Raw genomic sequence first — 25,354 nt, 5'->3', positions numbered from 1 at the left:
GGTCAGTCGTCCTCTTCTTCGGTGGCGGCCAAGGCTTCCAGCGCGTTGTGGAGCCCGCCATTTTTCGCGGTCTTACGGGGGTCGGAATCCAGCACCAGCCCGTAGCGGTCGGCGCTCTTATTGCCTCTGTCGATCTCGGCGTCGAGCAGCTCGATAGCCCAACCGCGCTCACCGGCCTTCTCGCTGCGCGGGGCGAGGCCAGCGCGTACTTCCATCAGGTCGGCGGATACTTCCTTGAGCGGGTCGACCCACGACCATTTAGGCGCGATCCAGTCGATCGCGAGCAGCTGCTTACGCTTTTGCCAGTAGTCGGGGATGCGTAGCGCGCCGCTGGTCACGGCCACGTCGAGCCATTTGGCGGAGATGCGCCGGCACCACTGGTGGACGATCAACTGCGCCTGGAGCATTTCGGCACGGCGGCGAAACTCCAAAAGGCCCGCGCGGATGCTCGAGTAGTTGACGCCCTTGAGGTCGCCGGTCATCTGCTCATATGTCAGCCCGGCGCCCGCGCCCACCGCCAAAAGCTCACTACGCAGCCACTCGGTGTACTGGCCCTGAATGTCCGGCGGTGTCGAGAACGTCACTTCCTCGTCATCCTCGAGGTAGTGGATGCCGCCCGGCGTGAACTCGTCGAGCTGGTCCATTTCACCGGGGGGGCGCACCAGCGAGCCGAAGTTGGGGCCGTCATCCTCGAGGTCATGACTGGTCTTGCGCTTCACGAACGCGCCGAACAGCTGCGCCAGCTTTTGCCGGGCCAGCGTGGCGTCCTGCATCTCGTCGATTTCGTATAGCCGGACGATGACCGCCGTCAGCTCCGGCACCCCGCGCAGCTGCCCGGGGCGGGTGCGGCGGTACATATGAACGACGTTATCCGCCGGCACCTGCACGCGCGTATTGAGCGAGCTGGTCAGGTTTTCATGCGGGTGGTACCGCCACAGGTGGTACGCGCTGCGCTGGCCGATGGCGTTGAACTCAATGCCCATCTTGATCAGGCGATTGCCAAACGACTGGGAGTAGGTCGGGTCTAGGTGTTCGGCCTCGATCACCTGCAGCTGCAGGGGCACACTCAGACCGTCACTGGTGCGACGGTACCGAAACCGCCCCAGCACCTCGCCGGCCTCGAACTGCGCGCCGGCGGCGAGCGCCTGCTGGCCGTAAAAATTGTCGATGCCGTCGGCGTCGCTTTCGCTGACCCACTCATCCCATAGCGCTTGTATTTTGGGGTCGCCCCACTGGGGCTTGATGCCGGTGCCCACCAGGTTGGAAACGTATTTCTCTTTCGCACTGGCGGCGTAGGCGTTGTTTCGGATCGCGTGGTGACTGCGCGCCTGCAGCGTGGCAAGCGAATTCTCGATGGGGCCGTTCGGGCCGGTCACGGCGGTGCCCTTGCCCGCCATCCGGCGCTTGTGGCTTCCACCTTCGTAATACGCACGTACCGGCACCTGTTGGCCGTCGCGTACCGTCATGCGAATGCGGGGCTTGTTCGTGACCATCAAAGCCCCTTGTTGGTCGTGACCAACCGTGTGCGGCTACGGCGGCGGCGATCAGCGGCCACTGCGCGTGCCATTTCACGTTCGAATGCTTTCAAATCGCCGAGGTTCGCCTGGGCGAACTGCACCGTGCGGCCATTCTGCGTGATCGAGACAACGCGCTGGCCGGTACTCAGCGCAACGATGGCCTGCCGAACCTCGGCAAGCTGATCGGGGGTGTAGGCCATGGGCGGCTCCTAGAGTTTTGGCTTCACGACGCGGCGACGGCGGCGCGCCTGGGGGGCGGGCCTGTCTTTGGGTGGTTCGGGAATCGCGGCGTCGGGGTCGTCCGGGGTGTACACCAGCAAATTGGCGTCCCAGTGATCTGCCCAGGTGGGCGGTGCTTGCCAGTCGATCTTTTCGCCCTGCAGCAGGATGAACACGACCAGGTTGTAAACAAACAGGTCGAACGCTTCGTTCGCCTTGCCGCCGGGCTTCGACCACTTGCCGCTGGCCGGGTCGCGTACCTCATAGGTCAGCTCGTCGAACCACCAGAGCGGCAGCCAGTCCGGCGTGTGCATGTACCCGGCGCCAGGCTGTTCGCGGTCGATCATCGCGGCCACGGTGTCCTTGAGCAGGTCGGTGCCCAGCAGGTACAGCGGCACGTCGCCGCGCGCGCCGCTCTTGCGGTTCTTTCGTTTGGTGTTATCCGGCTCGGTCTTGCGGATACGGCTGTTCGTCTTGCCGCTGCCGCCCTTGAGCAGGTAAACGCGGCCATGCAGGCCGTCGCTCTCGCGCATCAGGCGGCGGTGGTATTCGTAGGCTTGCGAGGTGACGCTTTCGGTGCCCTTGCCCTCGCCGCCGGTATCGACGGCCATGGCCAGTATCGGCATGCGCCGGCCGGTGCCGTCGGCGAGCTTGTAGGTGCGCTTGAGCACGTCGCGCGTGAGCAAATCCCAATCCTCGGGCTGCGTCATCGGGTTGATCTGCCGGGCGAGCTGGTCGTTATCCGGGCCGCGATCTTCCTTGATGTTGAAGCGGTCGATCACCCACGTTTCGCGGTTTGGCCCCCAGCCGTGGATCTGCACGACAAAGCGGCGATTCTTGCCGCCCTGCACGTCGACGGCCGCCGTAAGAAAGCGCACGCCGTGGGGCACGGTGCGCGCCTGGTAGCCTTCGCCGCGATCCTTGAGCCGCTGACTCGAGCGCTTCGTGCCCGGGGTGCGGTTGATGTAGGGCCGACCCCAGTCGACGTTCGTGACCGACTGGAGATCCTTCTGGTTGCCGGTGGTTTGGAACGTCTCCTCGGCGGCGGCCAGCTTGCTCACCAGCGACGCCCACGTTTGATCCGAGGCCGCCGGGCCTTCCATCCAGAACGACGCGATCCGGGTTTGCCGCGGCGTGCCGATCAGCTCGCCGTCAAGGGTCAGCTCGCAGCCCTCGGGTATCCAGCGCCCGGCGATGTTCAGCTCGCGCTTTAGCCTGGGGTCGACCTCGACGGCGCAGTGCGGGCAAAACGCGTGCCCGCTCTCCATGTTGAAATTCTCTTGTATCGGCTGAAACCACTGGCGACACGCGTCTTCCGGGCACTGCCAATAAAGCCGGCGGCGGTCGCCCTGGTTGTAGAGATCCAGCGCGCCGGTGGTGGGCGGTGCCTTGTGTGGCTCGCTTTCCGGCTGCACCCAGTCGGCATCGAGCACCGGACGGCCCGGCGAGCTTTCCACCGCGGTCATCCCGGTGGAGCCGAACGTCTGCGTACGCTTGCTGGCCAGCACCCAGCCCGAGCCCTCGCCGCCCACATTCTCGGTCATCCGGTCGTAGTCGGTCAGCAGCACGAACTGGTAGTCCGACGACGCGAACACGTTTTTCGAGGGGTGCTTGATCGCCAGCATGTTGCCGGCCTTGAACGTGATGTCGTGGACGTTGTTATCGTGCCCGCGCGGACTGAGCCGCGAAGCGATGTCCGGCGAGGCGTTGAAGCTGCGCTTTAAGCGCTTCTTGCTGTACTCGGCGGCCTTGGCTTCGGTGATCTGCACCACCAGCCCATCCGCCGGGTCGTTGATGATCTTGTAGCAAATGAACCCGTCGATCAGGCCGATGGTCTTGCCGGTACGCGCGGGGCCAATGAAGATCACCGCATCGTATTTGCGCGAGCCCATGCAGTCCATCGGCTCGACCATGTAAGGGGTCTTGTCGGGCTTCCAGAGCGTTTTCGTGCCGTTGCCGTGAACCACGTACATGGACTCGGCGACCGATTCGCTCACCCGCACCCGGCGCGGCGGGCGTAGCAGCGTGGCCACGTCGTGGCGGATCGCGGCGGCGTTCGCGGTTTTATCCATCGTCGCCACCCTCCCGATCTGCCACGACCGCCTGATACATCTGCTCGCGCAGCGCGTCGATAACGTCCTGAACGCGAACGATTGCGTCCGGGTCCAGCCCGGCATCGCGCTCGAGCATGTCGGGCAACGAATCCAGCCCCGCCGCCACCGACTTGGCCAGGCTGCTCAACTCCCGGGCGAATTCGTGTGACGGAATCAGCGTCTTGATTTCCTTCTCGAACTTCAGGCGCTCGTTTTCCGACTGGTACCAGGCCTTGCGGGCGTCCGGGTACTGGTCGAGATCCAGACCGCCGGCGACCGCCTGTTTTTCCTGAAAGAGCGCGGGGCCAACATCGGCCAGCGCATATACCGGGTTTCCCCGCTTCGAGCCGGCCGGCAGTACGCCGCTTTCCTGTAGCCGTTTCGTGACCGTTCGCCGGTCCATTCCAAACGCCTGGGCGATACGCGACACCGACCAGTTATAGGCATCTTTGCTGTCCACCACGTCGCACATAGATGCCCACCTCTTGCGGCGCGTTTAACCCCCGCTCACCTGTACATGAATTGATTGAAAACGGGGGCCGCGATGTACAGCTCGCTCAGGTCACGCGCCCAGCAGCCGCGCGGGATTGATACCACCTGCGGCGGTACACCCTGAAAACCCGAAAATTTCACGAAATCCGGGGCTGCTTGCCCCCGTGGACTACGCATTCTTGCTGGGAAGGACCCACGTTTTTTCGCACCATCGCGGTGCATTAATCGCTGTGGTCGACGCGCAGTATGGAGGCGGTCGCCGACCGATCAGCATTCACCCGGCGGCGCAGCGCTTCGTATTGAGCGAGCAGCTCTAGCAGCCCCTTGTTACCTTGCAGTATCAGCCGGGGCGCCGGCAGCTCGCTGGTAAGGTGGGCGGGCACGATCGGGCACTGATCCATAGTCGCGGGCAGCGCCGGTCTGGAGCTGGCGCACCCACTCAGCAATGCCAGCAGGCACAGGCTCATCCATCCAAGCGCGCGATTCTGCATCGGTCTCTCCCAGTTGCTCAAGCGCGGTACGGCTGGCGCTCATGTCGTCGGCGATCTCGCCCAGTAACCTGTCACGCTCAGCCAGCGAGCGGTTGAGCGTCGCGTTCTGCTGGCGTAGGTCGCGTTGATTCTCAAGCAGAATGTCGGCGCGGTTGCGCTCGTGCTCTTCCCTTAGCTCTGCCAACTGGCGCTCGGCATCCATCTGCTGCGCATACTGAAACTGAAACACCAGCAGAGCGATGAGGCCTGCAATCAGCCACGGTGTGAAGCTACTCAGCCAGCGCCCAATCATTTGAGCCACCGACCAATGGCTTTCTCGTACAGCGCGTCGAGCTTGTCCCGCACCCACTCGACACCCAGGAAAGCAATGGCCGCGCCCGCGGCTACCGCCATATTTTGCGAGATACCGAAATACTCGAGCAGCGGCATCAACGACAACGTGAGAAAGCCACACAGCACAGCCTCGAGGAAACTCTTCATGGGTCGCCCTCCTGCGTGAATAGCGCGCACCAGGGCAATGAGCATGGCCAGCCCGGCGGCGTATATCTGCGGCCACACGCTCAGGATGAAGTCCATCAGCGCGTGCCAGTTGCTGGGATCTTTGTTCGGCATCGCATCCGGCTCGTAGGGTTTGTGCATGGTGTGGCCACCTCAGCGGCCGGAGAGTGTTTAAGCAGCGCGACGCTTGAGTAACGCCCGCTCGTACCAGGTCTTGTCTGCATCACACAGCACGCCCCGGGCGCGCTGGTACTCTTTAAGCAAGCGCTCAACGGTGTGCTCGTGCTGACCGTACCCTGCGCCAGGCATCGATGCCCAGATATTCGCGCAGCGGGCGATCGCCTCCTTGATGTGCCCAGCTTGAATCAGCGGCAGCGCCCGCTGTTCGCGCAGCTGCTGGATCGCGTACCGGTCCTGACTCAGCGGCCCGAAATCGGGCAGCGCCAGCGTTTTGCAATAGTGATCCCAGAAGCGGGACAGTATCTGGTATCGCCCCGCCGCCGTGCTGCTCAATCCTTTCCGGATATGAACGAGCTCGCGCGGGTGGTCGTCGTAGCTGTTCATCAAATTCAACTTGCTCGGTAGCGAGCCGACGATGATGCGGTAGCCGTTGTCCGTGCGCGGGTCGATCAGCATCGGCGTATGCAGCTCGGCGAACGCGATCATGTCGAGAAACGCGCACACGTTGACGCCGCCGGCGTGGGCGGGAGTGATAACGGGCATACGGCACCATGGAATAGAAAGACCCCGCACGACGGGGCAAGGAACGCCGTGAAGCGAACGCTGGGAAGTGGTAGCGGCGGCGGGAATCGAACCCGCTCTCTCCGGGATATGAGCCCGGCAACCTGCCAGTGGTCTACAGCCGCTAGAAACGCAAAAGCCCCGCCGGGTGACCGGCAGGGCTCTTTAATGTGTGGCGGCCAGCGTCAGTTAGCGCCAGCCTAGAAACATAGTAAGCCAATCGGGTTATTTGCACAACATGTAGTAGCTAAACTTGCGCCAGTAGCAAAAGCGACGCTCGCGCCTGCTTTCCAGCGTTCTTGATTGCCTCACCGTTCTTGAATATCGCATCCGACCGATGCTTGTTCGGCACCAGGTGCTGCACACCCTTTTTATCGGTCTCCACCACCGTCGGCACAATGTCCCCCATCACCGACAGAGACCCCATTTGCAGCATGCGCGAGTAGATCGGCAGGTGCTTGGCGATGAAATCGTAGGACTCGGCCCAGGGCGCCGCCTGCTGGGTCGGCATCGGGTGCAGCTTCGCCGCGCGGATCAGCACCGCCAGCCGGGCGCGCGGACGCAGCCGGGCCGACTCGAGCCACGCCCGGGCGAACTCATGCGCCGCGCTCACCCGGCTACCCCGCTCATACGCGATCGCCAACGGCTCCGCCGCCGCAGTACCGCCACCGGGCTGCTGCCCCAGCGTCGCTGCCGGGCTGAACGGCTGGAATCCCTCGTTCTCGTGCATGTGCCACGTCACCCGCTCGGCCTCCATGTCGAGCACCCGGTCGACGAACGCGCGGGTCGCCTCTAGCTCGTGGCCGGGGTGTGTCGCGCGCGCCAGCTCCCGCAGTCGCTGAATGCCCATGTTCCGATAATCGCGCATTGCGCCCCCTGTGTTCAGTTGTAGTGCCGCGCTCATTCGCCCCTTCTCCATTCGGTGCCGATCAATTCGGGTCGTTCATCATGATGGCGATACGTCGGCATCAGCTCCGCGTAACGGATCAACACCGCTTTAGCTTCCTCCAGCCCCACCGCCAACACCGCGCAGTAGCCGCGCTTTTCGGCCAGCGCCAGCCAGTCGTGCTGACTCTGCGCCAGCGCGGCGGTGTGCGGGGCCGACGCTTTGAATTCGAGATAGAGACCAAACCAACCGCCCCGGGCATCCATCACCACCAGATCGCTGACCCCACTTTTGACACCCTGGCGCTTCATGGCGGCGCCGGTGGATTTCGAGCGCTGGCCACCGTTGGGCACATGAAACGTCACATCGTAGAGCGTGCCCACCGGAGTGCCGCGCTGGCGCTCGCCGAGTAACCACCGGATCAGCACCGCCTGCTCCTGCCCCTCCCAGTCGACCGGCCGTTTGCGTGGCGCAGTGCTGGCGCCAGCGGGACCGAGTACGCGGCGGGGTTTGCGTGTTGTCGTCATACGTCCACCCGCTGGCGCTTGATTGCATTGCACCATCCACCGCACGGCTTACCCTCATTACCGGCGTGATGGCATGTGAACAGCCCGCGGTCTCGCACGGCCTGCCGAAAATCGCGCTGAGTATGAAGCGCCTGGCTGGCATCGGTGCCCTTTCGCGCTGCGCAGCCACCGCACATTTCCACAGCGTTCTCCAGCGCCTCGTCCAGTTCATCGATCTGCAGCGTTCGAACGTCGCGCGGCTGATACGACAGGCACGTGATACCCGCCCCCGGATCCGTGACCCAACCACCCGCTGGCCAGGGTCCGCCGTCCTTCATTTCGATCATGCCCTCGATGACCTCGCAGCCAGGGAAATAACGGCACTGCTCGCACAGCATGGAAACCGCCTCACGCCACATCGCGTCCGTAGGCCTGAATGCACAGCGCTCGGTGCTCTCTGCGTTATCCGAGGCTATGAGCATGGGCACCTCCTGCTATACGGTCATTCATGCGCTGCTGACGCTCCCAGCGCTGGTAGTCGGCCACGATCTTCTCGAGCATGGCCCGGGCATCATCGTTATGGTCCAGCTCGGAGCGGCTCTGGATGCTGCAAGCCCGGCGTAGGGCGCGGGTAGCGCCAGCGGCATTGTGCGTGCCGTCCGGAAACTCGCGGTACTCGAGCGCGTTCTTCGCGCGCCAGCGGTGGTCGAGGTACAGCCAGAAACGCGGGTTCTGGCATAGCATTGCGGCGCGGCGCGCTTGGGGGCCGCCCTTGGCTTGCTCAGTCATGCCCCACCCCCAACCGGCTCGAGGTGATAGCTCCCCAGCAGCGGCACGGCCAGTGTTTCGCGCGCGCCAAACTCGGTCAGCCGGTACCGATCACCACCGCCGGCGGCGTACTGCTCGGCGACCAGTGCGTCACACGCCACGCGGATCTGGTGCAGCGATACCGGCAGGCCGTGGTCGTGCGCCAACTGCGCCAGGTACTCCGGCGCCGCCGGGCCCGTGCGCGTCAGCAGGCGCAGCACGATGTTTTGGTGATCGACGGGTTTAAGCGAGCGCTTCGACATCGTGTGTGACCTCCTGCTCGGTTTCGTCGGTGCTGGCGTCTCCGCCATCGATGCGCATCAAATCTCTGGCCGGGATGGTCCACGTCATGTTGTCGTCGGATGCAAAATCAACTTCCCAGCCATCGCCCTTGAATCGGGCTAGTTGCTCGCTGCTGCGCGTTCCGTCCGGGTGAATGGTGAACGCCTGCCCGGCGGGGATGAACTCAACAGCTACGCCCACCCAGTTGGCGACCTCGCCGCGCAGCGCGACGACCACGCACCCCACCTCAATCGGCTTTTGCATCACCCACCTCCTCGCCATGCGCCAGCACGCGACCCTTATCGGTCAGCACCAGCAACTGCCGCGCCGGTTTGTCGTTTGTGGTACCGCTTACGGTCACCAGATCAGCATCGAGCAGCTCGGTGCAGCGGCCGCAAATGCTCGATAGCGGGCGCTGGATGCGGGCCGCGAGCTGATTGCGGGTCATCGGCCCGGCGGTGAGCTCCTCAAGGATGCGGCGCTGGTACGCGTTGGCGCGTCCGCTTTTGCGAATCTCGCGAAACGCCTCGGCGGAAACCTCCCGCCCGGTGGGTTGCATTACAGGGTTGGTCATCATCGTTATCGTACTCCCAGGGCGGCACGCAGCATGCGCAGCCCTTGCGTTGAATCCATCCGATCGGGCATGCCCGCTGCGCCGGCTTGGCGCTGCGCGGCTTCCCGGCTGGCGCGCTCGGCTCGCTCGGCCCGGGTCATGGTGCTGTCGTGGCCGATCAGGCCCCGGGCGCTCAGCTGCTCGCCGGCCATGACGCGATTGACCAGCGCGGCGTACTCGCGGCGAAACTGGCGCTCGAGGCGTCCGGCGCGGGTCTCGCCGCCGCCGTGGGTCAGCTCCCACCACCCGACGGCCGCGCCGGCCATGCGAACGGCGTCGTGGCTCCACGTGTGCTGGCCGGGCTGGTGGGCGTGGGCGCACACCTCCCGCCATGCCTCGGCCTCGGTCGGTAGGCCCAGGTCTTCGGGCTTGGGCTGGCACAGCGCGGCGAACTCGGCGGGCATCGGCGGCCAGGCGGTGTCGCTGGCGCGGGCGGCGTCCTGTACGCGTTGGCGTACCCGGCGCAGGCCCACGGCCAGCTGTGTCGGCGCCAGCGCCTGGAGCTCGGCCCACCATGCGCCGGTCTGGTCATACGCGCCCCAGTCGCTCGTGAACCGGGCACCGAACAGCTCGCCCATCACGTTGAACAACTCGTCGATGTCACCAGCCGCCACCGTGGGCCCGGTATTCCCCATCGAGGGTCTGCCCTGCGCCGGTGTCGGGCGCTCGCCCTTCGTCGGCTGCCCGGGCTTCCTGAGCTGTGAGACGGCGTTTGGGAGTACGGTCGCGGCGGTTTGCATGGGCGTTGCCTCCGGTGGTGGCGGGCTGGGTCTGTTGGGCTTGCTGGCGCTTGGTGTTCTCGTGGAGCCACTTGGCAAAGCGGCGGGTCCACTCGGCGTGGGTCATCGTGCGGTGGGCCTGGGCTGCGAAGTGCTCGCGAAAATCCAGCAGCGCGTCAAACACGTTGGCGTCCGGCGCCAGCCCACGTTGCAGGCACGCTACCTGGTAGGTTTCGGGCTCGGGTTCCCAGTCGAGGGTCATCGCGGTTTTGCGATCGCTCACCGGGTCGGCGGCGGGCTCGCCGTCGTCGGCCTGCTGGGCGGCACGTTCGAACACGCTCGGCTCACGCGCGCTCAGAGAGAGAGGGGGTACTCTCTGTTGTAGTCTCTGTAAGAAACCGCCGATTGGGGGATTCTGTGCGCTCCCTTCGGGCGCTTCTTGATTCTCCGAATGGGCGTTTTCAGATTCTCCGGTTGGGAGATTCTGGGCAGCGGCGGGCGTTTGCGGCTGTTGTTCGTCGGTTTCCTCGGCCAGCGCCAGCGCTAATTGAGTGGCCAGCGCCTCGGAATTGACCCGGTACCAGGTCTTGGCCGGTACGCCCTTGCGCACCTCCTCGAGCACGCCAATCTGGGTCAGCTGTTTACGGGCTGTGACCTGCTGCTTGGCGCTCATACCGGTTTCAGATTCCCAGCTATCGTGCTCGCCCTGCTGCTCTTTCCAGAACCAGCCTTCACGGCGGGCAGCGGTGGGCGTATTGGTCAGGAACAGCGCCTGGCTCAGGAAGATAGCGCCCTGCACCGTGACACCCGGCAAGCGGGTAAACACGGCCTGATAGGCCACCGGGCGGCCCAGTAGCGCGGGTAGCATCGCGGCGGTTATGTTCATGTCGCCACCTCACAAATACCTGTACGAATAATCACCGCGTTCACGTGGGCGTAACCGATGGTTCACTCGGGCTAACCTGAGCATCAGCGGTTGACGGCCCGGCATGCTCGAGCAGCCACTCAGCGGTGAACGCGCCACCGCTGGCGGCGGCCATGCGTTCGGCGTGATGGGTTTCACCGGTGTACTCGGTGCGGGGTAATGAGTTGCGATGAATCCACTTGTAAACGCCTCGCTTGCTGATTCCGCAAATGCGAGCGCACTCAGCCACCCCACCCAGTGAATGAATCGCATGACGTAATGGGCTCATGAAATTGCCACCTCCAGTAATGTACTTTGGGTACATACTAGACCTGTACTGCAAGTACAATCAAGCGGTGTAATTATGGAACCTATGGTTCACATAGATTCGCGGGACGGGTTCAGCGCCCGATTAAAAGAAGCAATGCGCTTGGCTAGAGAAGATGGCCATGGGATGGGGGCTCGGCTCGCCAGGATTACGCGCGTCACTCCCAAAGCCTCAAGTAAATGGCTGAACGGTGAGGCACGTCCCGGTCACGACAAGCTTGTAGCGCTCAGCAAGTGGCTAAACGTCAGAGAGGAATGGCTCGAGTACGGCCACGAGCCCATGCGCAAGAGTGGCGCCACGAGCGCGTCATACCGCGTCGAGGAGCACGCGCAAGAGCTGGCGCAACTGGCCTCACCCCGCTCGCTACGCATGCTCAACAACATCGCCCAAGCCGCACAGGATGGCCGTCTGACTGAGGATGACCTCACTCTGCTCGAGCAGATCGCCAACCGTATCGCCGCACGGCCCGCCGAACACACCTACGACCGCCGCCAAAGCCCGCATGAGAGGCTCAAGGCAAAGCTGGGGAACAATGATTCATCTGCTGAACGAAACCGCCCTGCTGGGCCATCTACCGAGCCCGACGCGAACGGGGATTAACCCAATCTTCAAGGCGCGCCTTCATGCCGAAGGAGAAAGCCGGCGGTGTTTCATCAAGCTGCTGCCGGACCAAGTGGTGGAACAAGGGGCCACGGTCGAAAATCGTGAGGCCATTAACGAAACCGTGGGCTATGTGCTGGCAAGGGCTTGTGGCTTCAAGGTGTCCAGCGTGGCGGGCATTATCCACCTGGAGCGCCAGCAGATCCCTTCTGACGTGCTGGCACACGCCGACAGTGAAACGGCGGGGCCGCCGCAGCCCTCCTTCATCGCGTGGTTCAGCGAAGACCTCTGCTACCCGGACCTGGTCGTTCACCACACCACCGGCACCACCTCGCAGGATTTTGAAGACAAGCTGAAAGCGCGCATCGCCAAAGACCTGCTCAAGCGCGAAGAACTCCCCAAACTGGTCTCCTTCGACGAGTGGACGCTCAACACCGACCGCAACCCGGGCAATGTGCTCAACACCAGCACCAGCGCGGTGGCGCTGATCGACCACGGCCGGGTGTTCATGTCGCGCGGGTGGCAATCACAGGCCCTACGCTTTCTCAAGACCCGGCAGGCGAGAAACCTGATGGCAAACTGGGCCGAGCTGGGCGAGCCCGGCTGGAATGAGAAATTGCCCAACATGAGCAAGCGGGCATTGGCCTATACTGGTTTTCACTCATCCTTCAGCGATAGTGGACAAATCGCAGTAAGAGAGGCACTGTCTGACCTCTCGCTACCGGGGGATGAAATCGACTGCGTGCTCGACTTTCTCGAGCAGCGGCTTGACCCGGACCATTATGAAAAGGCAATAGGCCTCATCGCATGACACTGGCAGCTCGACTCAAGGACACATTGGCCGCTGACGACCGCCCCGCCATTACCGGCCACTGGCGACCAATCAGCCTATGCCTCGACGACACAGCGTGCGAGTTCCTGAACGTTGGTGTGGCGTTCGCCCATGGCACGCAGGTCGAAGTGCGCATGCTCGACTCCTTCGATCGACTGAAGTGCCTTTACGACACGCGCATCAACCAGGACCACCTTCAGCACCTGCTGGTAGACATTGAAGCGCACCTGCACACCACGAAAGGCAACCTGCCGGACTGCCTGAGCGATACCATTCGACTAGGCCCTGCCCTGTTCGCCCAAGGCGAAGACCCGGAAAGCATCGTGGATGCGTTTTTCGAGGACGTGGTGACGCTTGCAAGGCCGCGCAAAAACCAGGCGCGCTCGGCGTTTCGATACCAGTCATCGGACAAGGTATGCTCCAGCGTCATCCTGCTCATGCAAGAGCGGCTGGGTCTGAGCGCCAGCCAAGTGATCAGGAAAGAAGCGCTGCAGATTTCGATCGGCAAAGGCCGGATGATGGATGTGGAGGTACCGCTTCTGTCTGCCTCTGCCGTGGGGTCGGTGGTATCCGCGTGGTACAAGAGCCCCATGGTGGTGGAGAACAATATTCTGCAGGCGGGTGCCGATCTCGCGATGGTTGCTGGCCATACGCAACGTGAAGCGGCTATGTCCGTGTTGATCCCCAATGCTGACAGCGGGCTCACCATCAAGGAGCGCAGCCAGGTCGAGAAAGCGGCTTATCGCAAGCTGGAGCGCTTCGAGCGCTCGGGCGTGAAAGTGTTACGCGATGACACCACCGCCGGGCTAGCCGAGCAGACCATTGCATGGTGGAAAGAGCGTGGGGCAGCTTAAACCTTAAATTTTGTGGTCTGGATTAAACAATGAGCGACGATACTGAAAATAATGCAATAGTCAGAGACTCGAGTGAATTTGATCTAACCGGCGGCGAGTTTGCTACGTTTTTGCATGAAAAGTGTCAAGGCATGAAATGCCCCGCTTGTGGTAGCGAAGAAGTGCCAATGTTTGAGGCTGATTCTTTCGATGGACCAGTGCATTTATCATCTTCTCCCATACTGAGTCCTGAAGGATATGGTGCGAAAGGGCACTGTACCGCTATCTGTCAATCATGCGGCTATACTTGGGTGTTCGCCGCAGGTTTTATATTTGACTGGGCCCTTGAGAAGCGTATGGAGGACTCTCATAGTGAAGAGTAACGTTATCAATGGCAGGTTTATTGGGCCCCCTAAATCAACCGGCGCCTCACTTGGTAGTGGAGGCGGTGGTGGCGATAGTTCAGGAGGTGAGCCACCCATGAGCAATCTCGAAAGCCGTGTAGAGCACCTCGAAAAAGACATGCGCTCCGTTCGTGATGATCTCGCGACGATCAAGGCGACCTATGCCACGCGCGATGGGTTGAACGATGTTCGCCTCGAGGTTGAAAAGGTGCGGGGCGAAATGCACTCCCTGGGCCGCCAGATGATCATGTGGAATGTCGGCACCATCATCACCGTCGCCGGCCTCGTCTTCGCTATCATGCGCTTCCTGCCCGCAGCTACCTGACCGACAGCCTGCCCTTCCAAGAACCGCCCCAGTGGCGGTTTTTTTCTACCTGCCCAGCTCAACAGCCTGATTATGTATTCGGCACATTCAATTCGCATAATGTGTACTTTTGGTACTTGACATAAGTGTACTATAGGTACAATCTGTACTTATTGTGAACTGCGCCAAGGGCCAAACCCATGCAAGCCAACGTCACCCCAAACACAGAGATACAGCACATCATCTTCGCCGGCTGGCGCTGCCAGTATGGAGCCCGGAAAAGCGGCCTCCCCACGCAAGTGCAAGCCCAAGTCGTCGCCGGACTCGCAGCAGGTTTGACGCAAAAGGAGATCGCCCGGCTACGCGGCGTTTCACCCGCCTCGGTTCGCACCGTGGTCGAGGCGCTCTATTTCAACTTGCACGCCTACCGCGCCACCGCCGCCGTAGCCGAAGCCATGCGCCGCGGCTGGATCGCCCCGCTACTACTGGCGCTGATGATCAGCAGCATCAGCCCCGACACTCCGGCCCAACGCCACCGCCAGCCGTCGCGCACCCGTACGCCCTATAGCGCCAGCCGACTGATTGCCAGTCAGCGCGGCTCGGAGGGCGTATAGCCATGAGCCTCGACGCCCCCAAAACCGTCACCGAAGTATTCGCCGCTCACGGCCTCATGTCCGGCCAAGTGTGCGTGCTTCTCGAATGCCAGGAGCTGGCGCTGGCCGTCACGCTGCAGAAGAAATACCGCGTTGCATTCACGACAGGTCCGCTGGGCGTTGAATGCGCCTCGTGGCCAGAAGGTACTGCGCCCAAAAACAACCCCGCCTTTCGGTGGTTCATGACCGGCACCGACCTCGCCGACATTCGCTTGGTTCGCGATCACCTGCGCGCCTTACTGCTCGATAGCGCCAATACCGGAGGCGCCGCCCAATGACCACCCGCATTCGACACGCCGTGCTCGCCGGCGGCGCCATCGCCGCCGCCCTCGTGCTGGGCCAGCTCAGCCAAGACGACGCCGAGCGCCGGCAGGACTGGCTAACCAGCTACTGCACCGACGCCGCCGTGTGGCAGGCCGAAGAGGCGCGCGGCGTGCCGCTCAACCAGCGCACCGGCGCGCCGGACTATCGCGGCATCGCCGCCGAGCAATGCCCCGGCATGCGCCCGGCCGGACCCGCGCTCGCTGCCGATCGGCAGGTGCCCGCCCGGTTTACGGTGCCGGAGACCGCCGGCCGCCCTGTTCAGCTTGTTCAGTTTTAGGAGCTCTTTATGCCATTCGTTTCAGTAGAGGTTGAAGTTTCGCTTTCCAAATTTGATACGGAAGAGCTGCTCGAAGAGCTTCAAGAACGCGGCCGAAAGCATGAAGCAATCGGCTTAGCCGATGGCTACGACCCGGTTGAAGGAAAGGGTACCGCCCAGCTCGCCGATGCGCTCTACGAAGCCCGCCGCAACGGTAACGACGCGCGCGCGCTTGAGCTGTGCGACCGACTTATCTACGCCGCCATCGGCCGCATCGTTTAGGGGGTAATGACCATGACCGCACAGCAAAAAACACCGCTCGAACGCTTCCAGGAAACCATCGGCGAGCACCAGCTCACTGTGATTCATGACGATGGCCTGCATCGCCACTTGCGCTGCGCTCGTCCCGATAGCAGCGATCGCTGCTTCAACGTCACCACTTGGCCGGGGTTCCTCTGCATCAGCGGCGACATGGGCTGCTATGTGTTCCAGCGCGTTAAAGACATGTTCGATTTCTTCCGCAGTGGCGAACTGGAGATCAACCCGGGCTACTGGGCCCAAAAGATGCAAGCTGGGCCGCATGTAGCGCCCGACAATCTTTCCCGTGAGTGGGTACCCGAGAAGTTCGAGGCAAAAATCCGAGAGTGGTTCGAGCAGGCCACCGAGGAATGGACGGAGATTAAAAAGGAAAAAGCCTGGGAAGACGTGGAAAGCGAAGTCCTCAGCGAAAGCGAGAACGAATTCTCAGCCTTCCGAAGCGCCTTGGACTTCGAGTTCGATGGCGAACTTATGTTCAACGACTTCTTCGAGGTCGACTGCAAGCAGTGGAAGGGCCACTACCTATGGTGCTGCTACGCCATCGTATGGGCCATACAGCAGTACGACGCAGCCAAGCAGGTGGAAGCATGATCGACGAAGCCGCTTTCGACCGCATTTTCAAACAGCCCGCGCCAGCTCAGGGCGATCAGCCGAAACAGGGAGACCGCAATGACTGACCACCGCCCGCAGGAGACAACCATGGCGATCGACGCGAACTGGTGCCGCGAGAACCCCGAAGAGGCCGCCAAGCAAATTGAAATGCTGGCTGACCGGAACGGCCCGGCGTTCAAGCACGCGTATGACAACGGATACCTGAACGGGCGTGAAGACACGCTCGCCGAGCAAGCAAAGGCTTCGGTCTCTGGCGATACGTCTGAACAGATGCCCGAGTGGCCCGGCCAGCTCAATCGCCAGCAGGCCATCAGCTTGCTGGACTCCATTACCGATCAAGAAGACCCGTACTGGGAAAACGTCGTCGAGGACTTTTACGACGAAGAAACCGACACGATGCCCAGCGTTATGCACCTCTTCGCCGCACTTGGTATTACCGAAGCGGAATACAAAGCAGCGACAGGCGCTCAGAACGTCAACTGGCCGGGAGACCCCAAACAATGAACGATCCGCGCAAAGCCAATATCGAGTCGTTATCCGTTTGGCTCGACAAGCCCGCCGTTCAACAGGCGTTCACCGATTTGATGGCCCCCATCATCGAGGCAGCAGCCACGGCCAAAGCCTACGGCGAAAAAGCCGCAGGCGAGCTCTACGGCGACGACGGGCGGCTCTACCCAAAGGCCGGCAAGGTGGTGATCGGCCGGGTCGGTGGCTTCACGGTGACAATGGAAATTGAGCCAAGCGCCGCCGGCGGCTGGGTAGGCGAAAGCCTATCACTACCGGATCTAAACGCCATCGGCATAAGCAATATGCAGATCGACGGCCAGTTACTCACGCCCCGGAAGGAGTCCTGATCATGTGGTTCAAACACCTTCACCTTTACCGCCTTCATGGCGCTGAATTGCTCAGCCCCGCTCAAATGAGCGAGTTATTGGAAGAGCACGTCGTCAAACCGCTGGGTAGCGCCGACGCCCGGCGCCTTGGCTGGACCGCCCCCGCTGGCCGATTCGGTGGTGGTCAGTTGCTGCACGCCGTGGCGAACGATGGTCACCGCCTGCTGAGCGCACTACGGCAAGAGCGCCTGCTCCCCACCAGCGTCATCGCCGAAGAGCTCACCGAGCGCGTCGCCGACATCGAGGCCGCCGAGGCGCGCAAGGTCACGCGCAAGGAAAAGACCGCGCTCAAGGAGCAGATCACCGAGGAACTGATGCCCCGGGCGTTCGTGCGTAGCCAGAAGATTGATCTCTGGTGGGATACCGAGCGCCAGCTGATCGGCGTCAATACGTCCAGCCGCACCCGCGCCGAGGAAGTGCTCGACCTGCTGCGCGAGACGCTGGGCTCGCTGAAAGTGACGCCGCTGGCGACGCAAACGCTACCGGTGCGCGCCATGACCGACTGGCTCGGTGACCCCGCGACCCGCCCCGCCGACATGCAGCTGGGCGACCAGGTCGTGCTCAAGGCCAAGGGCGACGACGGCGTGGTGCGCGCGCGCCAGCTCGACCTCGACAGCGACGAGATCCAACAGCTACTGGAAAGCGGCCGACAGGCCAGCCAGCTCGCCCTGGGCATCGAGGGTCAGCTCTCGTTCGTACTGCACGACGATCTGGCCATCAAGTCGCTGCGATTCGGCGACGCGCTGATCGAAGAGTCCGACCACGCCGATGACGGCGACGACGCCCTGGTACGGCTGGAAACCGACTTCGTGCTGATGGCGGGGTGTTTGCGCGCCAGCGTCGAGCGGATTCTCGAATGGATGGGCGGCGAGGCCGTGCGGGAGAGCAGCAAGCCGGAGGGCGCCAGCGATGTCTAAGCCCGCATACCGCAAGCACGCAATCTACGTCATCGACCCCACGAACGGCGAGAAAACCTCGCTCAGCGCGTTGGCTAAACGTCATGGCCTCAGCACCAGCCTGGTGAACAAGCGCTACCACGACGGCAAACGCGGCCAGGAGTTGATCGAGCGCTATGACCGCCGCCGCGAAGCTGAGCTACAGCGCCAGCAGCTCAGCGAGCGCGAGGCGCGCATTGATCGAGCGTTTTGGACGAACGCTTGGGGGCTGGCATGCCCGATGAAGCGGCTGGGAGAAGTGGTGCACCGCGGGGGGAGCGTTCAATGAGCAACCTGAACCTTTTCGGACCCGAGCTGGTGGTAGATAACTTCGCCGGCGGCGGTGGCGCCAGCGAAGGTATCGAGCAGGCGCTGGGCCGACCGGTCGACCTCGCCATCAATCACGACGCCACGGCCATCGCCGTGCACACCGCGAACCACCCGGGCAGCGAGCACGCCGTTGCCGACGTGTGGGACATCGACCCCGAGCAGGCCGTGAACGGTCGCCCGGTCGGGCTGGCGTGGTTCTCGCCGGACTGCCGGCACCATAGCAAGGCCAAGGGCGGGCGCCCGGTTTCTAAAGCGGTGCGGGGGCTCGCCTGGGTCGCCGCGCGCTGGGCGGCGAAGGTGAAACCGCGCGTTATCATTCTGGAGAACGTCGAGGAGTTTCTGGACTGGGGCCCGCTGATCAAGGGCGCCGACGGTAAAGTGCGTCCGGACCCGACCCGCAAGGGCCAGACATTCCGGGGCTTTGTCAGCTGCCTGAAACGTCACGGCTACCAGGTCGATTGGCAGACCCTGCGCGCCTGCGACTACGGCACGCCCACCATCCGCCGGCGCCTGTTCCTGATTGCCCGGCGCGACGGCCTGCCGATCATGTGGCCGAAGCCCACGCACGCCGACCCGCGCGTGCCGGCTGTCCAGCGCCGCAAGCTCAAGCCCTGGCGCACCGCCGCCGAGTGCATCGACTGGTCGCTGCCCTGTCCCTCAATTTTCGGGCGCAAGAAGCCGCTGGCCGAGGCGACGCTGCGCCGGATCGCCAAGGGCGTGATGCGCTACGTGGTTGAGCACCAGCAGCCGTTCATCGTTAAGCTGAATCATACGGCCAGCTACTACACGTCCTTTCGTGGCCAGTCGCTGCTACAGCCGTTGCAGACCATTACCACCTCGCCGGGCTACGCCCTGATAGCGCCACATGTCACCAAATTCCGGACGGGCGCCATTGGTCACGGCTGTGACGAACCGATGCACACGATTACGGCTAACAGCAACGCCACCGACTCCAAGGCCAACCCGGGCGGATGCGCTCCCTTCGGCGTAGTCTCTGCCTTTTTGGCTAAGCATTACGGGGGCGTCGTGGGGGCTGATCTGCGCCAGCCGCTACCCACCGTGACCGCGACAGACCACAACGCCCCGGTAGCCGTGAGCCTGCTTAACCTCAAGGGCAGTGAGCGCGGCGGCAGTGACATTACACAGCCGATGCCGACTATCTGCGCCGGGGGCACACATGCGGCAGCGATCGCGGCCTTCCTGATGAAGTATTACGGCAAGGATGTTGGCGACCCTCAAGGCCCTGTCACCGTCTCTATCGAAGGTGAGCAGTACGCCATTGTCGACATTGGAATGCGCATGCTCCAACCCCACGAGCTCGCTGCCGCCCAAGGGTTTCCGGACGGCTACCAGTTCGCCGAAGTCGAAGGCAAACCCGTGCCCAAGTACGCGCAAGTCCGCCTGATCGGCAACAGCGTATGCCCGCCACTGGCCCGCGCGATCGTCGAGGCAAATTTCACACACGAACAGCGGTTCATGCCGTTGCCGGAGGTGGCATGACCTACCCCACCCACACCCACCGCACGCTCGCCGGTGGCTACTTAGAAATTCAACAGTACCAAGGCACCGGGCCGCTCGCCGGCCAATGGCTGGTTGCCTACACGGACTTGATCAAGGGTGTCGATAGCGTCACGACTCAAGAGGATTGGACTACCCACTGGCGCAAGCTGCGCCCCGACGACTGCTCGGTGTGCTACGGCACCGGGCGGGACCACATCAAAGGCAACAACGATAAGCCCTGCGGCGGGTGCTACGGCTTGGGCCGAGTCTGCAACGACGGTCAGGCGCCAGCCGATATGTGGGCACTTTCTGACATCGCTTGGGACATGATCCAGCAACTACAAAACGAGGTCGACGAAATGCGCGAGGCCATCGAGCTCCCGGGTGTGCTCGATCTGATCAAGCGTGAGCGCCAGCAGCGCATTGATGAGAGCGTCGCCCGACAAGAGCAGGAATGGCGCGCCAAGCAGGGTCACGGGCCCGGCGGCCAACGTTATACAGGAGACTGACCATGGCACAGCTATTATCGATGAAAGCCGTCTCCGAGAAGGTCGGTTACAGCGAAAGCAAGCTATATGCGCTGATTCGTGAGGGGAAGTTTCCAGCGGGACGCAAACTGTCGACCGGCGGCGTCCGGTGGCTGAATACCGAGGTTGATGCCTGGATCATGCAAGCATTCGAGCAGGCACCGGCGGCGCGGCTGCACCTTGCATGATCGCATCGATGTAGTCGCTATACCACTGGAGCATTTCGCGCCGCTCCTTCAGGTAGTCGGCGTGATTATACGCAGCGCGCACCTTGTCACCCGGCACGTGCGCCAGCTGCTTTTCGATCAAATCACCGCGCCAGCCGTGTTCGTTCAGTAGTGTCGACGCTGTCGAGCGGAACCCGTGGCCGCTGAACCTGCCCTGCCAGCCCATCCGCTCGAGCGCCTTGTTGATCGTCGTCGCGCTGATCGGCATGCCCGGGTGCCGGTACGAGGGGAACATCAACGGCAGGTGCCCGGTGTAGCCGTGGAGCTCCTGAAGGTACGCCACCGTTTGAGATGACAGCGGCACAACATGGGGTCGGCGCATCTTCATCCGCGCAGCGGGTATGCGCCACTCCGCACGCATAAAGTCGACCTCTTCCCACCGCCCCTGGCGGAGCTCACCGGTTCGAAGCATGGTGCGCATGAGCACCTGCATTGCCAGGCAGTTGATGCGCCAGCCCGCCTTATCATCGATCTCGCTAGCCAACACTGCCAAGTCATCACTGCCTAGCGATTTGCTGTGCTTAACCTGCGGCCGCTGAATGGCGCCCTCGATGGGGGCCGCAGGGTCATGATCAGCCCGGAGCGTGCTGGCCGCGTAACGATAGACCTGAGCCGTCCACTGGCGAACCAGCATGGCGATAGACGGCGCTCCCCTTGCCTCGATCTTTTGCACCAGTCGCAACACATCAGCGGGCGTAACCTCGCGAATGTTTTTCGAGCCAAACGCCGGGCCCATTTCCCGATCGAGCGCCTTCTTGACCTGCTTGGCGTAATACTCTGACCAGCCCTCTTTTTTCTTTTGCCACCATTCGAGCGCGATGGAGTCGAACGTCTCTTCAGCGCTTTGCTTCGCCTTGTCGCGCTCGGCTTGCTGTAGCGCTTTCGGATCGATCCCATTCGCCGCATTGTGCTTTACTTCGTCGCGTAGCTTACGGGCTTCTTTCAATGTGACCTGAGGATACTGACCCGGGGAATACAGGTTTTCTTTTCCATGAAGAAAATAGCGTATCCGCCAGAATTTTTTACCGCTGGGCCGTACGTCCAAATAAAGGCCGTCAGCGTCTGGAATGCGGTAGGGCTTTTCAGCGGGCGAGGCCTTACGGGCCTTGGTGTCAGAGATAGCCATCTGGGTAACGCTCGAGTCAAAACGGGGTTCCCCGTAGTGTTACCCAGCTCGTTACCCGGGTCTAGGCCTAATTTCGATGGAGCGTTATGGAGTGATATACAGAACTGGCGGGGTGCGGGGCAGGCGGAATGCGGACACGTGGAGTTATATACAGTACTATGGAGGGTAGTCGCAATTATCGATCATCGCCACACGCGGTGTCTTGTCCGCTATCGCCACGCTTACCCCATCATACTGATCAATCGGCTAAAAACGATGATACCCTAACCGGGCGGCGCGTTGCAGTGGCCAGGCGATATCGGCGTCGCGCGAATACTGGCAAGACGTTCGTGCAATCATTATGATCTGGCGTTTTTTTAGCGAGGGACATCTGGAATGAAGCACCGCGCCATCCTTGGGAGCCTACTGGTCGCCGGTTTGTTGGCCCTGGCCCTCCCCGTTCAGGCCGCGCCCTCGTATAAAGTGATGGCCTCGTTTTCGGTGATCGGTGATCTGGTGCGCCGTATCGCTGGCGACGACATCAGCGTCGAGACCATCGTGCCACGCGGGCAGGACGTGCACCGCTGGGAGCTTACCCCGCCCAACGTGCTGGCGATCGAAGAGGCGGATATCGTCTTCTACAACGGCTACGGGCTCGAGCCCTGGCTTAGGCACGTCGAGGCGATGGCGGACCAGCGCCTGCGCCTGAAGCCTGTCGCCGAGCGGGCGCAGTTCGAAACGCTGCCGGTGACGGTGGGCCGTCTCAGTGGCAGCATCGACCCGCACCTGTGGATGGACCCAGCCGGCGCCAGCGCTTACGTCGATGTCATTGCGCGCACCCTGGGCGAACAGTATCCGGAAAAGCGCGCCGTGTTCGAGGAGCGCGCCGCGCGCACCCGCGAATCGCTGGCGCTTTTGAGCGCGCGTCTCAAGGAGCGCCTGGAAGGCATTCCCCAGACCAACCGCGTGCTGTACACCAGCGAAGCCGGCATGGCCTATTTTGCCCGCGCTTTCGATTTCGATTACGCCGCCATCTGGGGCAGCAATAGCGAGCGCCTGGGCAGCGCCTTCGATATGGCGGTGATGAGCGAACGGCTGTCCGACACCCGCCCGCCGGCGCTTTTTTATGAGAGCACAACGCCCTGGATTCACATGGACGCGCTTTCGCGGGAGAGCAATATTGCGCTGGCGGGCCCGCTCTACGTCGATAGCCTGGGGGACACCGACAGCCCCGCCTATAACTACCCGGGCATGCTCAACTATAACGCCGAGCTTTTGCACCGAGCACTCGGCGGCGCCCGGCCCTAGGTTCTGTCTGAAAAGTGTCTGCGCTCGACAATACGGCGTTAAAAATTGGCTTAGAATGCTCATTTACTTAACGTAAACTGCGCTTCTTCGCCAATTTTTGCCTTGTCTTGCCTTCGCTCGTCGACTTTTCAGACAGACCCCAAGCCGGGGCGTTTTCAATCGATCAGCGCGGTGAGGCTCGCCACGCAAAGATCCGGCCGGCTCGCCTCGATCGGCTCCCCATGGTTGTAGCCGTAAGGCAGCGCGACGGTGGCGAACCCGGCCGCCCTGCCCGCCTCGATATCGTGTTTGGAGTCCCCCACCATCACGCACGCCTGGGGCGCGGCGTTGAGCGTTTTCGCAACATGCAGAAGCGGCAGCGCGCTCGGCTTTTTCTCGGCCAGCGTGTCACCACCGACACAGAGCGCGAAGCGCTCATAAAGCCTGAAATGCTCGAGAATCGGCGCAATGAAGCGCTCGGGCTTGTTGGTGATCAGCGCAAGCTCGAAGCCAGCGGTGTCGAGGGTAGCCAGCGCCTCTACAACGCCGTCGTACACTCGGGTATGGACAAACGGCGCGGCGCCGTAATGGCGCATGAACGCCTCATACGCCTGGGTCGAAAGCGCATTGTTGGGCGTTTCACCGAGCGCCCAGGTCAGAGCGCGCTCGACCAGCGACCGGGCGCCGTTGCCTACCCAGCTACGCACGTTGGCCTCGTCCGGGGCGCTAACGCCGACCTCGTCGAGCGCTTTTTGTACGCCCACGGCCAAATCAGGTACGGAGTCGATCAGGGTGCCGTCCAGGTCGAAAGCGATGAGCCGCTTGTTGTCTAAAATCGCGTGCATGAAAATCCTTTGGTGTTTATAAGGCGCTGTCGAAAAGCGGCAAGCCTAGAGTGCCAAAAAGCACGGCCCACGTCAGGCAAAAACAGGGTAAAGCCGCGCGCCGCCATTCGTCAGAATCAGTAGAAAGCACTATGCTGAAGCCAAATTTGCCAAGGAGAAGCCAGTGACTCATCCAAGGATCGTCATCGTCGGCGGCGGCGCGGGAGGCCTTGCGCTCGCCACGCGTTTGGGGCGCACGCTCGGCAAGAAGCAGCGCGCCGAAATCGTTCTTCTGGACCGCAGCGCCACCCACGTCTGGAAGCCGCTGCTGCATGAGCTGGCCACCGGCGTGTTGAACTCCGCCATGGACGAGGTCGACTTTCGCGGCCACTCCAGCGCCCACGGCTACCGCTACCAGCGCGGCTCGCTGTGCGGGCTCGACCGGGAAAACAAAACGCTGAGTCTGGCCCCCATTCTCGATGAAGACGGCGTCGAGGTACTGCCGGAGCGCACCCTCACCTATGACTACCTGGTGCTCTCGCTTGGCAGCGTCTCGAACGACTTCGGTACTCAAGGCGTGGCCGAGCACTGCCACTTCATCGACTCGCCCCATCAAGCGAAGCTCTTTCAGCGCGACATGATCAACACCTTCCTGCGCTACACCGACCCGACGCTTCGCACCCACACCACGCTGAGCGTGGGGATCGTCGGCGGCGGCGCCACCGGCGTGGAGCTCGCCGCGGAGCTTTTGGACGTTACCCGCCTGCTCAACGCCTACGGGGTTACCAATGTCGACGACAACCAGATCAGCGTTCACCTGATCGAGGCGGCGCCACGCATTCTGCCCGCGCTTTCCGAGCGCGTCAGCCAAACCGTTCACAAGGAGCTCGAAAGCCTGGGCGTGAACATCCATCTGGAAACCGCCATTCAGGAGGCGCGGGAGTACGAGCTGGTCACCGGCGACGGCGAGACGATCGAAACCGACCTGAACGTCTGGGCCGCGGGCATCAAGGCACCGGACTTTCTCGCCGAGCTGGGGCTGACGGTGAACAAGAAAAACCAGGTGTGCGTCGAGCAAACCATGCAAAGCGTCGACGATCCGAGCATTTTTGCCATGGGCGACTGCGCCAGCTGCCCTCAGGGCGACGACTCGACGGTGCCGCCCCGCGCCCAGGCCGTGCGCCAGCAGGCGGGGGTGCTGGCGGAAAACATCGGCCGAGTGCTCGAAGGCAAGGAGCTCAAACCCTTCAAGTACAAGGATAACGGCTCGCTGGTGTCGCTTGCCCGCTACGACGCGGTCGGCAACCTGATGCGCGGCGGCGCCTCCCGCGGGCTCTTTCTGGAAGGCTGGATGGCGCGCAACGCCTACGCCTCGCTCTACCGTATGCACCAGGTGTCGATTCACGGCGTGCCGAAAACCGGGCTGACCTGGGTGGTGGACAAGCTAAACCGCTACCTGAAGCCGCGCATGAAGCTGCACTAAGCGCTACTCAA

Annotated in this window: 38 protein-coding genes and 1 tRNA gene; 19 read left to right on the top strand and 20 right to left on the bottom strand. The window is 62.6% G+C overall.

The genetic code is table 11. From position 1 onward, the window contains the following. Positions 1-2: 2 nt before the first annotated feature. The 18 genes from ACGLWX_RS09630 to ACGLWX_RS09545 form a co-directional block, all read right to left on the bottom strand. The gene (locus ACGLWX_RS09630; protein ID WP_396239275.1) at positions 3-1,493 is read right to left on the bottom strand and encodes a phage portal protein; all 1,491 of its coding nucleotides are present in this window, start codon (positions 1,491-1,493) and stop codon (positions 3-5) included. After that, positions 1,493-1,717, bottom strand: a complete 225-nt coding sequence (gene gpW / locus ACGLWX_RS09625) for a gpW family head-tail joining protein (protein ID WP_396239273.1) — start codon at positions 1,715-1,717, stop codon at positions 1,493-1,495. The genes ACGLWX_RS09630 and gpW overlap by 1 nt, the downstream gene beginning before the upstream one ends. 9 nt (positions 1,718-1,726) lie before the next feature. Further along, positions 1,727-3,808, bottom strand: a complete 2,082-nt coding sequence (locus ACGLWX_RS09620) for a phage terminase large subunit family protein (RefSeq protein WP_396239271.1) — start codon at positions 3,806-3,808, stop codon at positions 1,727-1,729. Beyond that, the gene (locus ACGLWX_RS09615; protein WP_396239269.1) at positions 3,801-4,301 is read right to left on the bottom strand and encodes a DUF1441 family protein; all 501 of its coding nucleotides are present in this window, start codon (positions 4,299-4,301) and stop codon (positions 3,801-3,803) included. Before ACGLWX_RS09615 ends, ACGLWX_RS09620 begins: the two co-directional genes overlap by 8 nt. A 347-nt stretch (positions 4,302-4,648) precedes the next feature. Further along, entirely contained in the window at positions 4,649-5,113 is a 465-nt protein-coding gene (locus ACGLWX_RS09610) for a hypothetical protein (protein WP_396239267.1), read from the bottom strand. Beyond that, a complete protein-coding gene (locus ACGLWX_RS09605; protein ID WP_396239265.1) occupies positions 5,101-5,451 on the bottom strand; it encodes a phage holin, lambda family in 351 nt (116 codons plus the stop codon). Before ACGLWX_RS09605 ends, ACGLWX_RS09610 begins: the two co-directional genes overlap by 13 nt. A gap of 30 nt (positions 5,452-5,481) precedes the next feature. Next, positions 5,482-6,033 carry a glycoside hydrolase family 104 protein gene (locus ACGLWX_RS09600; protein WP_396239263.1) on the bottom strand — a complete coding sequence of 184 codons (552 nt, stop codon included), beginning with the start codon at positions 6,031-6,033 and terminating at the stop codon, positions 5,482-5,484. Between the two features lie 68 nt (positions 6,034-6,101). Continuing rightward, positions 6,102-6,177: transfer RNA gene (locus ACGLWX_RS09595), tRNA-Met, on the bottom strand. 121 nt (positions 6,178-6,298) lie between these two features. Then, on the bottom strand, positions 6,299-6,955 hold the full coding sequence (locus tag ACGLWX_RS09590) for a hypothetical protein (protein WP_396239261.1): 657 nt from the start codon (positions 6,953-6,955) through the stop codon (positions 6,299-6,301). Next, positions 6,952-7,464 carry a VRR-NUC domain-containing protein gene (locus ACGLWX_RS09585; RefSeq protein WP_396239259.1) on the bottom strand — a complete coding sequence of 171 codons (513 nt, stop codon included), beginning with the start codon at positions 7,462-7,464 and terminating at the stop codon, positions 6,952-6,954. The genes ACGLWX_RS09590 and ACGLWX_RS09585 overlap by 4 nt, the downstream gene beginning before the upstream one ends. Then, positions 7,461-7,925 carry a hypothetical protein gene (locus ACGLWX_RS09580; protein ID WP_396239257.1) on the bottom strand — a complete coding sequence of 155 codons (465 nt, stop codon included), beginning with the start codon at positions 7,923-7,925 and terminating at the stop codon, positions 7,461-7,463. The genes ACGLWX_RS09585 and ACGLWX_RS09580 overlap by 4 nt, the downstream gene beginning before the upstream one ends. Then, positions 7,906-8,232 (bottom strand): hypothetical protein, encoded by a 327-nt coding sequence (locus ACGLWX_RS09575; protein ID WP_396239255.1) that lies wholly within the window; start codon positions 8,230-8,232, stop codon positions 7,906-7,908. Before ACGLWX_RS09575 ends, ACGLWX_RS09580 begins: the two co-directional genes overlap by 20 nt. Then, on the bottom strand, positions 8,229-8,513 hold the full coding sequence (locus ACGLWX_RS09570; protein WP_396239254.1) for a hypothetical protein: 285 nt from the start codon (positions 8,511-8,513) through the stop codon (positions 8,229-8,231). Before ACGLWX_RS09570 ends, ACGLWX_RS09575 begins: the two co-directional genes overlap by 4 nt. Then, positions 8,494-8,796, bottom strand: coding sequence for a hypothetical protein (locus ACGLWX_RS09565; protein ID WP_396239252.1), 303 nt, complete (start codon positions 8,794-8,796; stop codon positions 8,494-8,496). The genes ACGLWX_RS09570 and ACGLWX_RS09565 overlap by 20 nt, the downstream gene beginning before the upstream one ends. Beyond that, on the bottom strand, positions 8,780-9,109 hold the full coding sequence (locus ACGLWX_RS09560; RefSeq protein ID WP_396239250.1) for a hypothetical protein: 330 nt from the start codon (positions 9,107-9,109) through the stop codon (positions 8,780-8,782). Before ACGLWX_RS09560 ends, ACGLWX_RS09565 begins: the two co-directional genes overlap by 17 nt. 2 nt (positions 9,110-9,111) lie before the next feature. Then, positions 9,112-9,780, bottom strand: coding sequence for a replication protein P (locus ACGLWX_RS09555; RefSeq protein ID WP_396239248.1), 669 nt, complete (start codon positions 9,778-9,780; stop codon positions 9,112-9,114). After that, positions 9,746-10,750: a DnaT-like ssDNA-binding domain-containing protein gene (locus tag ACGLWX_RS09550; protein WP_396239246.1), complete on the bottom strand. Its 1,005-nt coding sequence runs from the start codon at positions 10,748-10,750 to the stop codon at positions 9,746-9,748. The genes ACGLWX_RS09555 and ACGLWX_RS09550 overlap by 35 nt, the downstream gene beginning before the upstream one ends. Before the next feature lie 40 nt (positions 10,751-10,790). Next, entirely contained in the window at positions 10,791-11,057 is a 267-nt protein-coding gene (locus ACGLWX_RS09545) for a hypothetical protein (protein WP_396239244.1), read from the bottom strand. Between the two features lie 141 nt (positions 11,058-11,198). On the opposite strand from ACGLWX_RS09545, the gene ACGLWX_RS09540 reads away from it, so the two are divergent. The 17 genes from ACGLWX_RS09540 to ACGLWX_RS09460 all read left to right on the top strand — a co-directional run bounded on the left by ACGLWX_RS09540 (position 11,199) and on the right by ACGLWX_RS09460 (position 20,605). Beyond that, positions 11,199-11,696: a helix-turn-helix domain-containing protein gene (locus tag ACGLWX_RS09540; protein WP_396239243.1), complete on the top strand. Its 498-nt coding sequence runs from the start codon at positions 11,199-11,201 to the stop codon at positions 11,694-11,696. Beyond that, entirely contained in the window at positions 11,629-12,507 is an 879-nt protein-coding gene (locus tag ACGLWX_RS09535; protein WP_396239241.1) for a hypothetical protein, read from the top strand. The genes ACGLWX_RS09540 and ACGLWX_RS09535 overlap by 68 nt, the downstream gene beginning before the upstream one ends. Next, entirely contained in the window at positions 12,504-13,382 is an 879-nt protein-coding gene (locus ACGLWX_RS09530) for a hypothetical protein (protein WP_396239240.1), read from the top strand. Before ACGLWX_RS09535 ends, ACGLWX_RS09530 begins: the two co-directional genes overlap by 4 nt. 29 nt (positions 13,383-13,411) lie before the next feature. Next, positions 13,412-13,744: a hypothetical protein gene (locus ACGLWX_RS09525; protein WP_396239238.1), complete on the top strand. Its 333-nt coding sequence runs from the start codon at positions 13,412-13,414 to the stop codon at positions 13,742-13,744. A 97-nt stretch (positions 13,745-13,841) separates the two neighbouring features. Further along, on the top strand, positions 13,842-14,090 hold the full coding sequence (locus ACGLWX_RS09520; RefSeq protein WP_396239236.1) for a hypothetical protein: 249 nt from the start codon (positions 13,842-13,844) through the stop codon (positions 14,088-14,090). 179 nt (positions 14,091-14,269) lie between these two features. After that, positions 14,270-14,683 carry a hypothetical protein gene (locus tag ACGLWX_RS09515; protein ID WP_396239234.1) on the top strand — a complete coding sequence of 138 codons (414 nt, stop codon included), beginning with the start codon at positions 14,270-14,272 and terminating at the stop codon, positions 14,681-14,683. Between the two features lie 2 nt (positions 14,684-14,685). Beyond that, positions 14,686-15,000 (top strand): hypothetical protein, encoded by a 315-nt coding sequence (locus tag ACGLWX_RS09510; RefSeq protein WP_396239232.1) that lies wholly within the window; start codon positions 14,686-14,688, stop codon positions 14,998-15,000. Continuing rightward, the gene (locus tag ACGLWX_RS09505) at positions 14,997-15,323 is read left to right on the top strand and encodes a hypothetical protein (RefSeq protein ID WP_396239230.1); all 327 of its coding nucleotides are present in this window, start codon (positions 14,997-14,999) and stop codon (positions 15,321-15,323) included. Before ACGLWX_RS09510 ends, ACGLWX_RS09505 begins: the two co-directional genes overlap by 4 nt. A gap of 9 nt (positions 15,324-15,332) precedes the next feature. Next, positions 15,333-15,584 carry a hypothetical protein gene (locus tag ACGLWX_RS09500; protein WP_396239228.1) on the top strand — a complete coding sequence of 84 codons (252 nt, stop codon included), beginning with the start codon at positions 15,333-15,335 and terminating at the stop codon, positions 15,582-15,584. A gap of 12 nt (positions 15,585-15,596) precedes the next feature. Further along, positions 15,597-16,211 (top strand): hypothetical protein, encoded by a 615-nt coding sequence (locus ACGLWX_RS09495; protein WP_396239226.1) that lies wholly within the window; start codon positions 15,597-15,599, stop codon positions 16,209-16,211. A 108-nt stretch (positions 16,212-16,319) separates the two neighbouring features. After that, complete coding sequence (locus ACGLWX_RS09490; protein WP_396239224.1) at positions 16,320-16,736, top strand: hypothetical protein; 417 nt, start codon at positions 16,320-16,322, stop codon at positions 16,734-16,736. Next, entirely contained in the window at positions 16,733-17,086 is a 354-nt protein-coding gene (locus tag ACGLWX_RS09485) for a hypothetical protein (protein WP_396239222.1), read from the top strand. The genes ACGLWX_RS09490 and ACGLWX_RS09485 overlap by 4 nt, the downstream gene beginning before the upstream one ends. Positions 17,087-17,088: 2 nt before the next feature. Further along, positions 17,089-18,042, top strand: coding sequence for a recombination-associated protein RdgC (locus tag ACGLWX_RS09480; protein WP_396239220.1), 954 nt, complete (start codon positions 17,089-17,091; stop codon positions 18,040-18,042). Beyond that, positions 18,035-18,349: a hypothetical protein gene (locus tag ACGLWX_RS09475; protein ID WP_396239218.1), complete on the top strand. Its 315-nt coding sequence runs from the start codon at positions 18,035-18,037 to the stop codon at positions 18,347-18,349. The genes ACGLWX_RS09480 and ACGLWX_RS09475 overlap by 8 nt, the downstream gene beginning before the upstream one ends. Then, positions 18,346-19,890 (top strand): DNA cytosine methyltransferase, encoded by a 1,545-nt coding sequence (locus tag ACGLWX_RS09470; RefSeq protein WP_396239216.1) that lies wholly within the window; start codon positions 18,346-18,348, stop codon positions 19,888-19,890. The genes ACGLWX_RS09475 and ACGLWX_RS09470 overlap by 4 nt, the downstream gene beginning before the upstream one ends. Continuing rightward, positions 19,887-20,399, top strand: a complete 513-nt coding sequence (locus ACGLWX_RS09465; protein WP_396239214.1) for a hypothetical protein — start codon at positions 19,887-19,889, stop codon at positions 20,397-20,399. Before ACGLWX_RS09470 ends, ACGLWX_RS09465 begins: the two co-directional genes overlap by 4 nt. 2 nt (positions 20,400-20,401) lie before the next feature. Beyond that, on the top strand, positions 20,402-20,605 hold the full coding sequence (locus ACGLWX_RS09460; protein ID WP_396239212.1) for a helix-turn-helix transcriptional regulator: 204 nt from the start codon (positions 20,402-20,404) through the stop codon (positions 20,603-20,605). Here the strand turns inward: ACGLWX_RS09460 and ACGLWX_RS09455 are convergent. Then, positions 20,556-21,770, bottom strand: coding sequence for a tyrosine-type recombinase/integrase (locus ACGLWX_RS09455; RefSeq protein ID WP_396239210.1), 1,215 nt, complete (start codon positions 21,768-21,770; stop codon positions 20,556-20,558). The two genes, ACGLWX_RS09460 and ACGLWX_RS09455, sit on opposite strands and share 50 nt — an antisense overlap. A 375-nt stretch (positions 21,771-22,145) precedes the next feature. Here ACGLWX_RS09455 and ACGLWX_RS09450 point away from each other — a divergent pair, with 375 nt between their 5' ends. Continuing rightward, entirely contained in the window at positions 22,146-23,057 is a 912-nt protein-coding gene (locus tag ACGLWX_RS09450) for a metal ABC transporter solute-binding protein, Zn/Mn family (RefSeq protein WP_396239208.1), read from the top strand. Between the two features lie 155 nt (positions 23,058-23,212). Here the strand turns inward: ACGLWX_RS09450 and ACGLWX_RS09445 are convergent, their stop codons facing one another. Then, the gene (locus ACGLWX_RS09445; protein WP_396239206.1) at positions 23,213-23,881 is read right to left on the bottom strand and encodes a phosphoglycolate phosphatase; all 669 of its coding nucleotides are present in this window, start codon (positions 23,879-23,881) and stop codon (positions 23,213-23,215) included. A gap of 163 nt (positions 23,882-24,044) precedes the next feature. Here ACGLWX_RS09445 and ACGLWX_RS09440 point away from each other — a divergent pair, with 163 nt between their 5' ends. Then, a complete protein-coding gene (locus tag ACGLWX_RS09440; protein ID WP_396239204.1) occupies positions 24,045-25,343 on the top strand; it encodes an NAD(P)/FAD-dependent oxidoreductase in 1,299 nt (432 codons plus the stop codon). Positions 25,344-25,354 lie beyond the last annotated feature (11 nt).

The organism is Halomonas sp. HMF6819, assembly GCF_044335525.1.
GTDB lineage: Bacteria > Pseudomonadota > Gammaproteobacteria > Pseudomonadales > Halomonadaceae > Vreelandella.
Note: the sequence above shows the minus strand (reverse complement) of the source record. Positions and strands in the feature narration are given on the sequence as shown.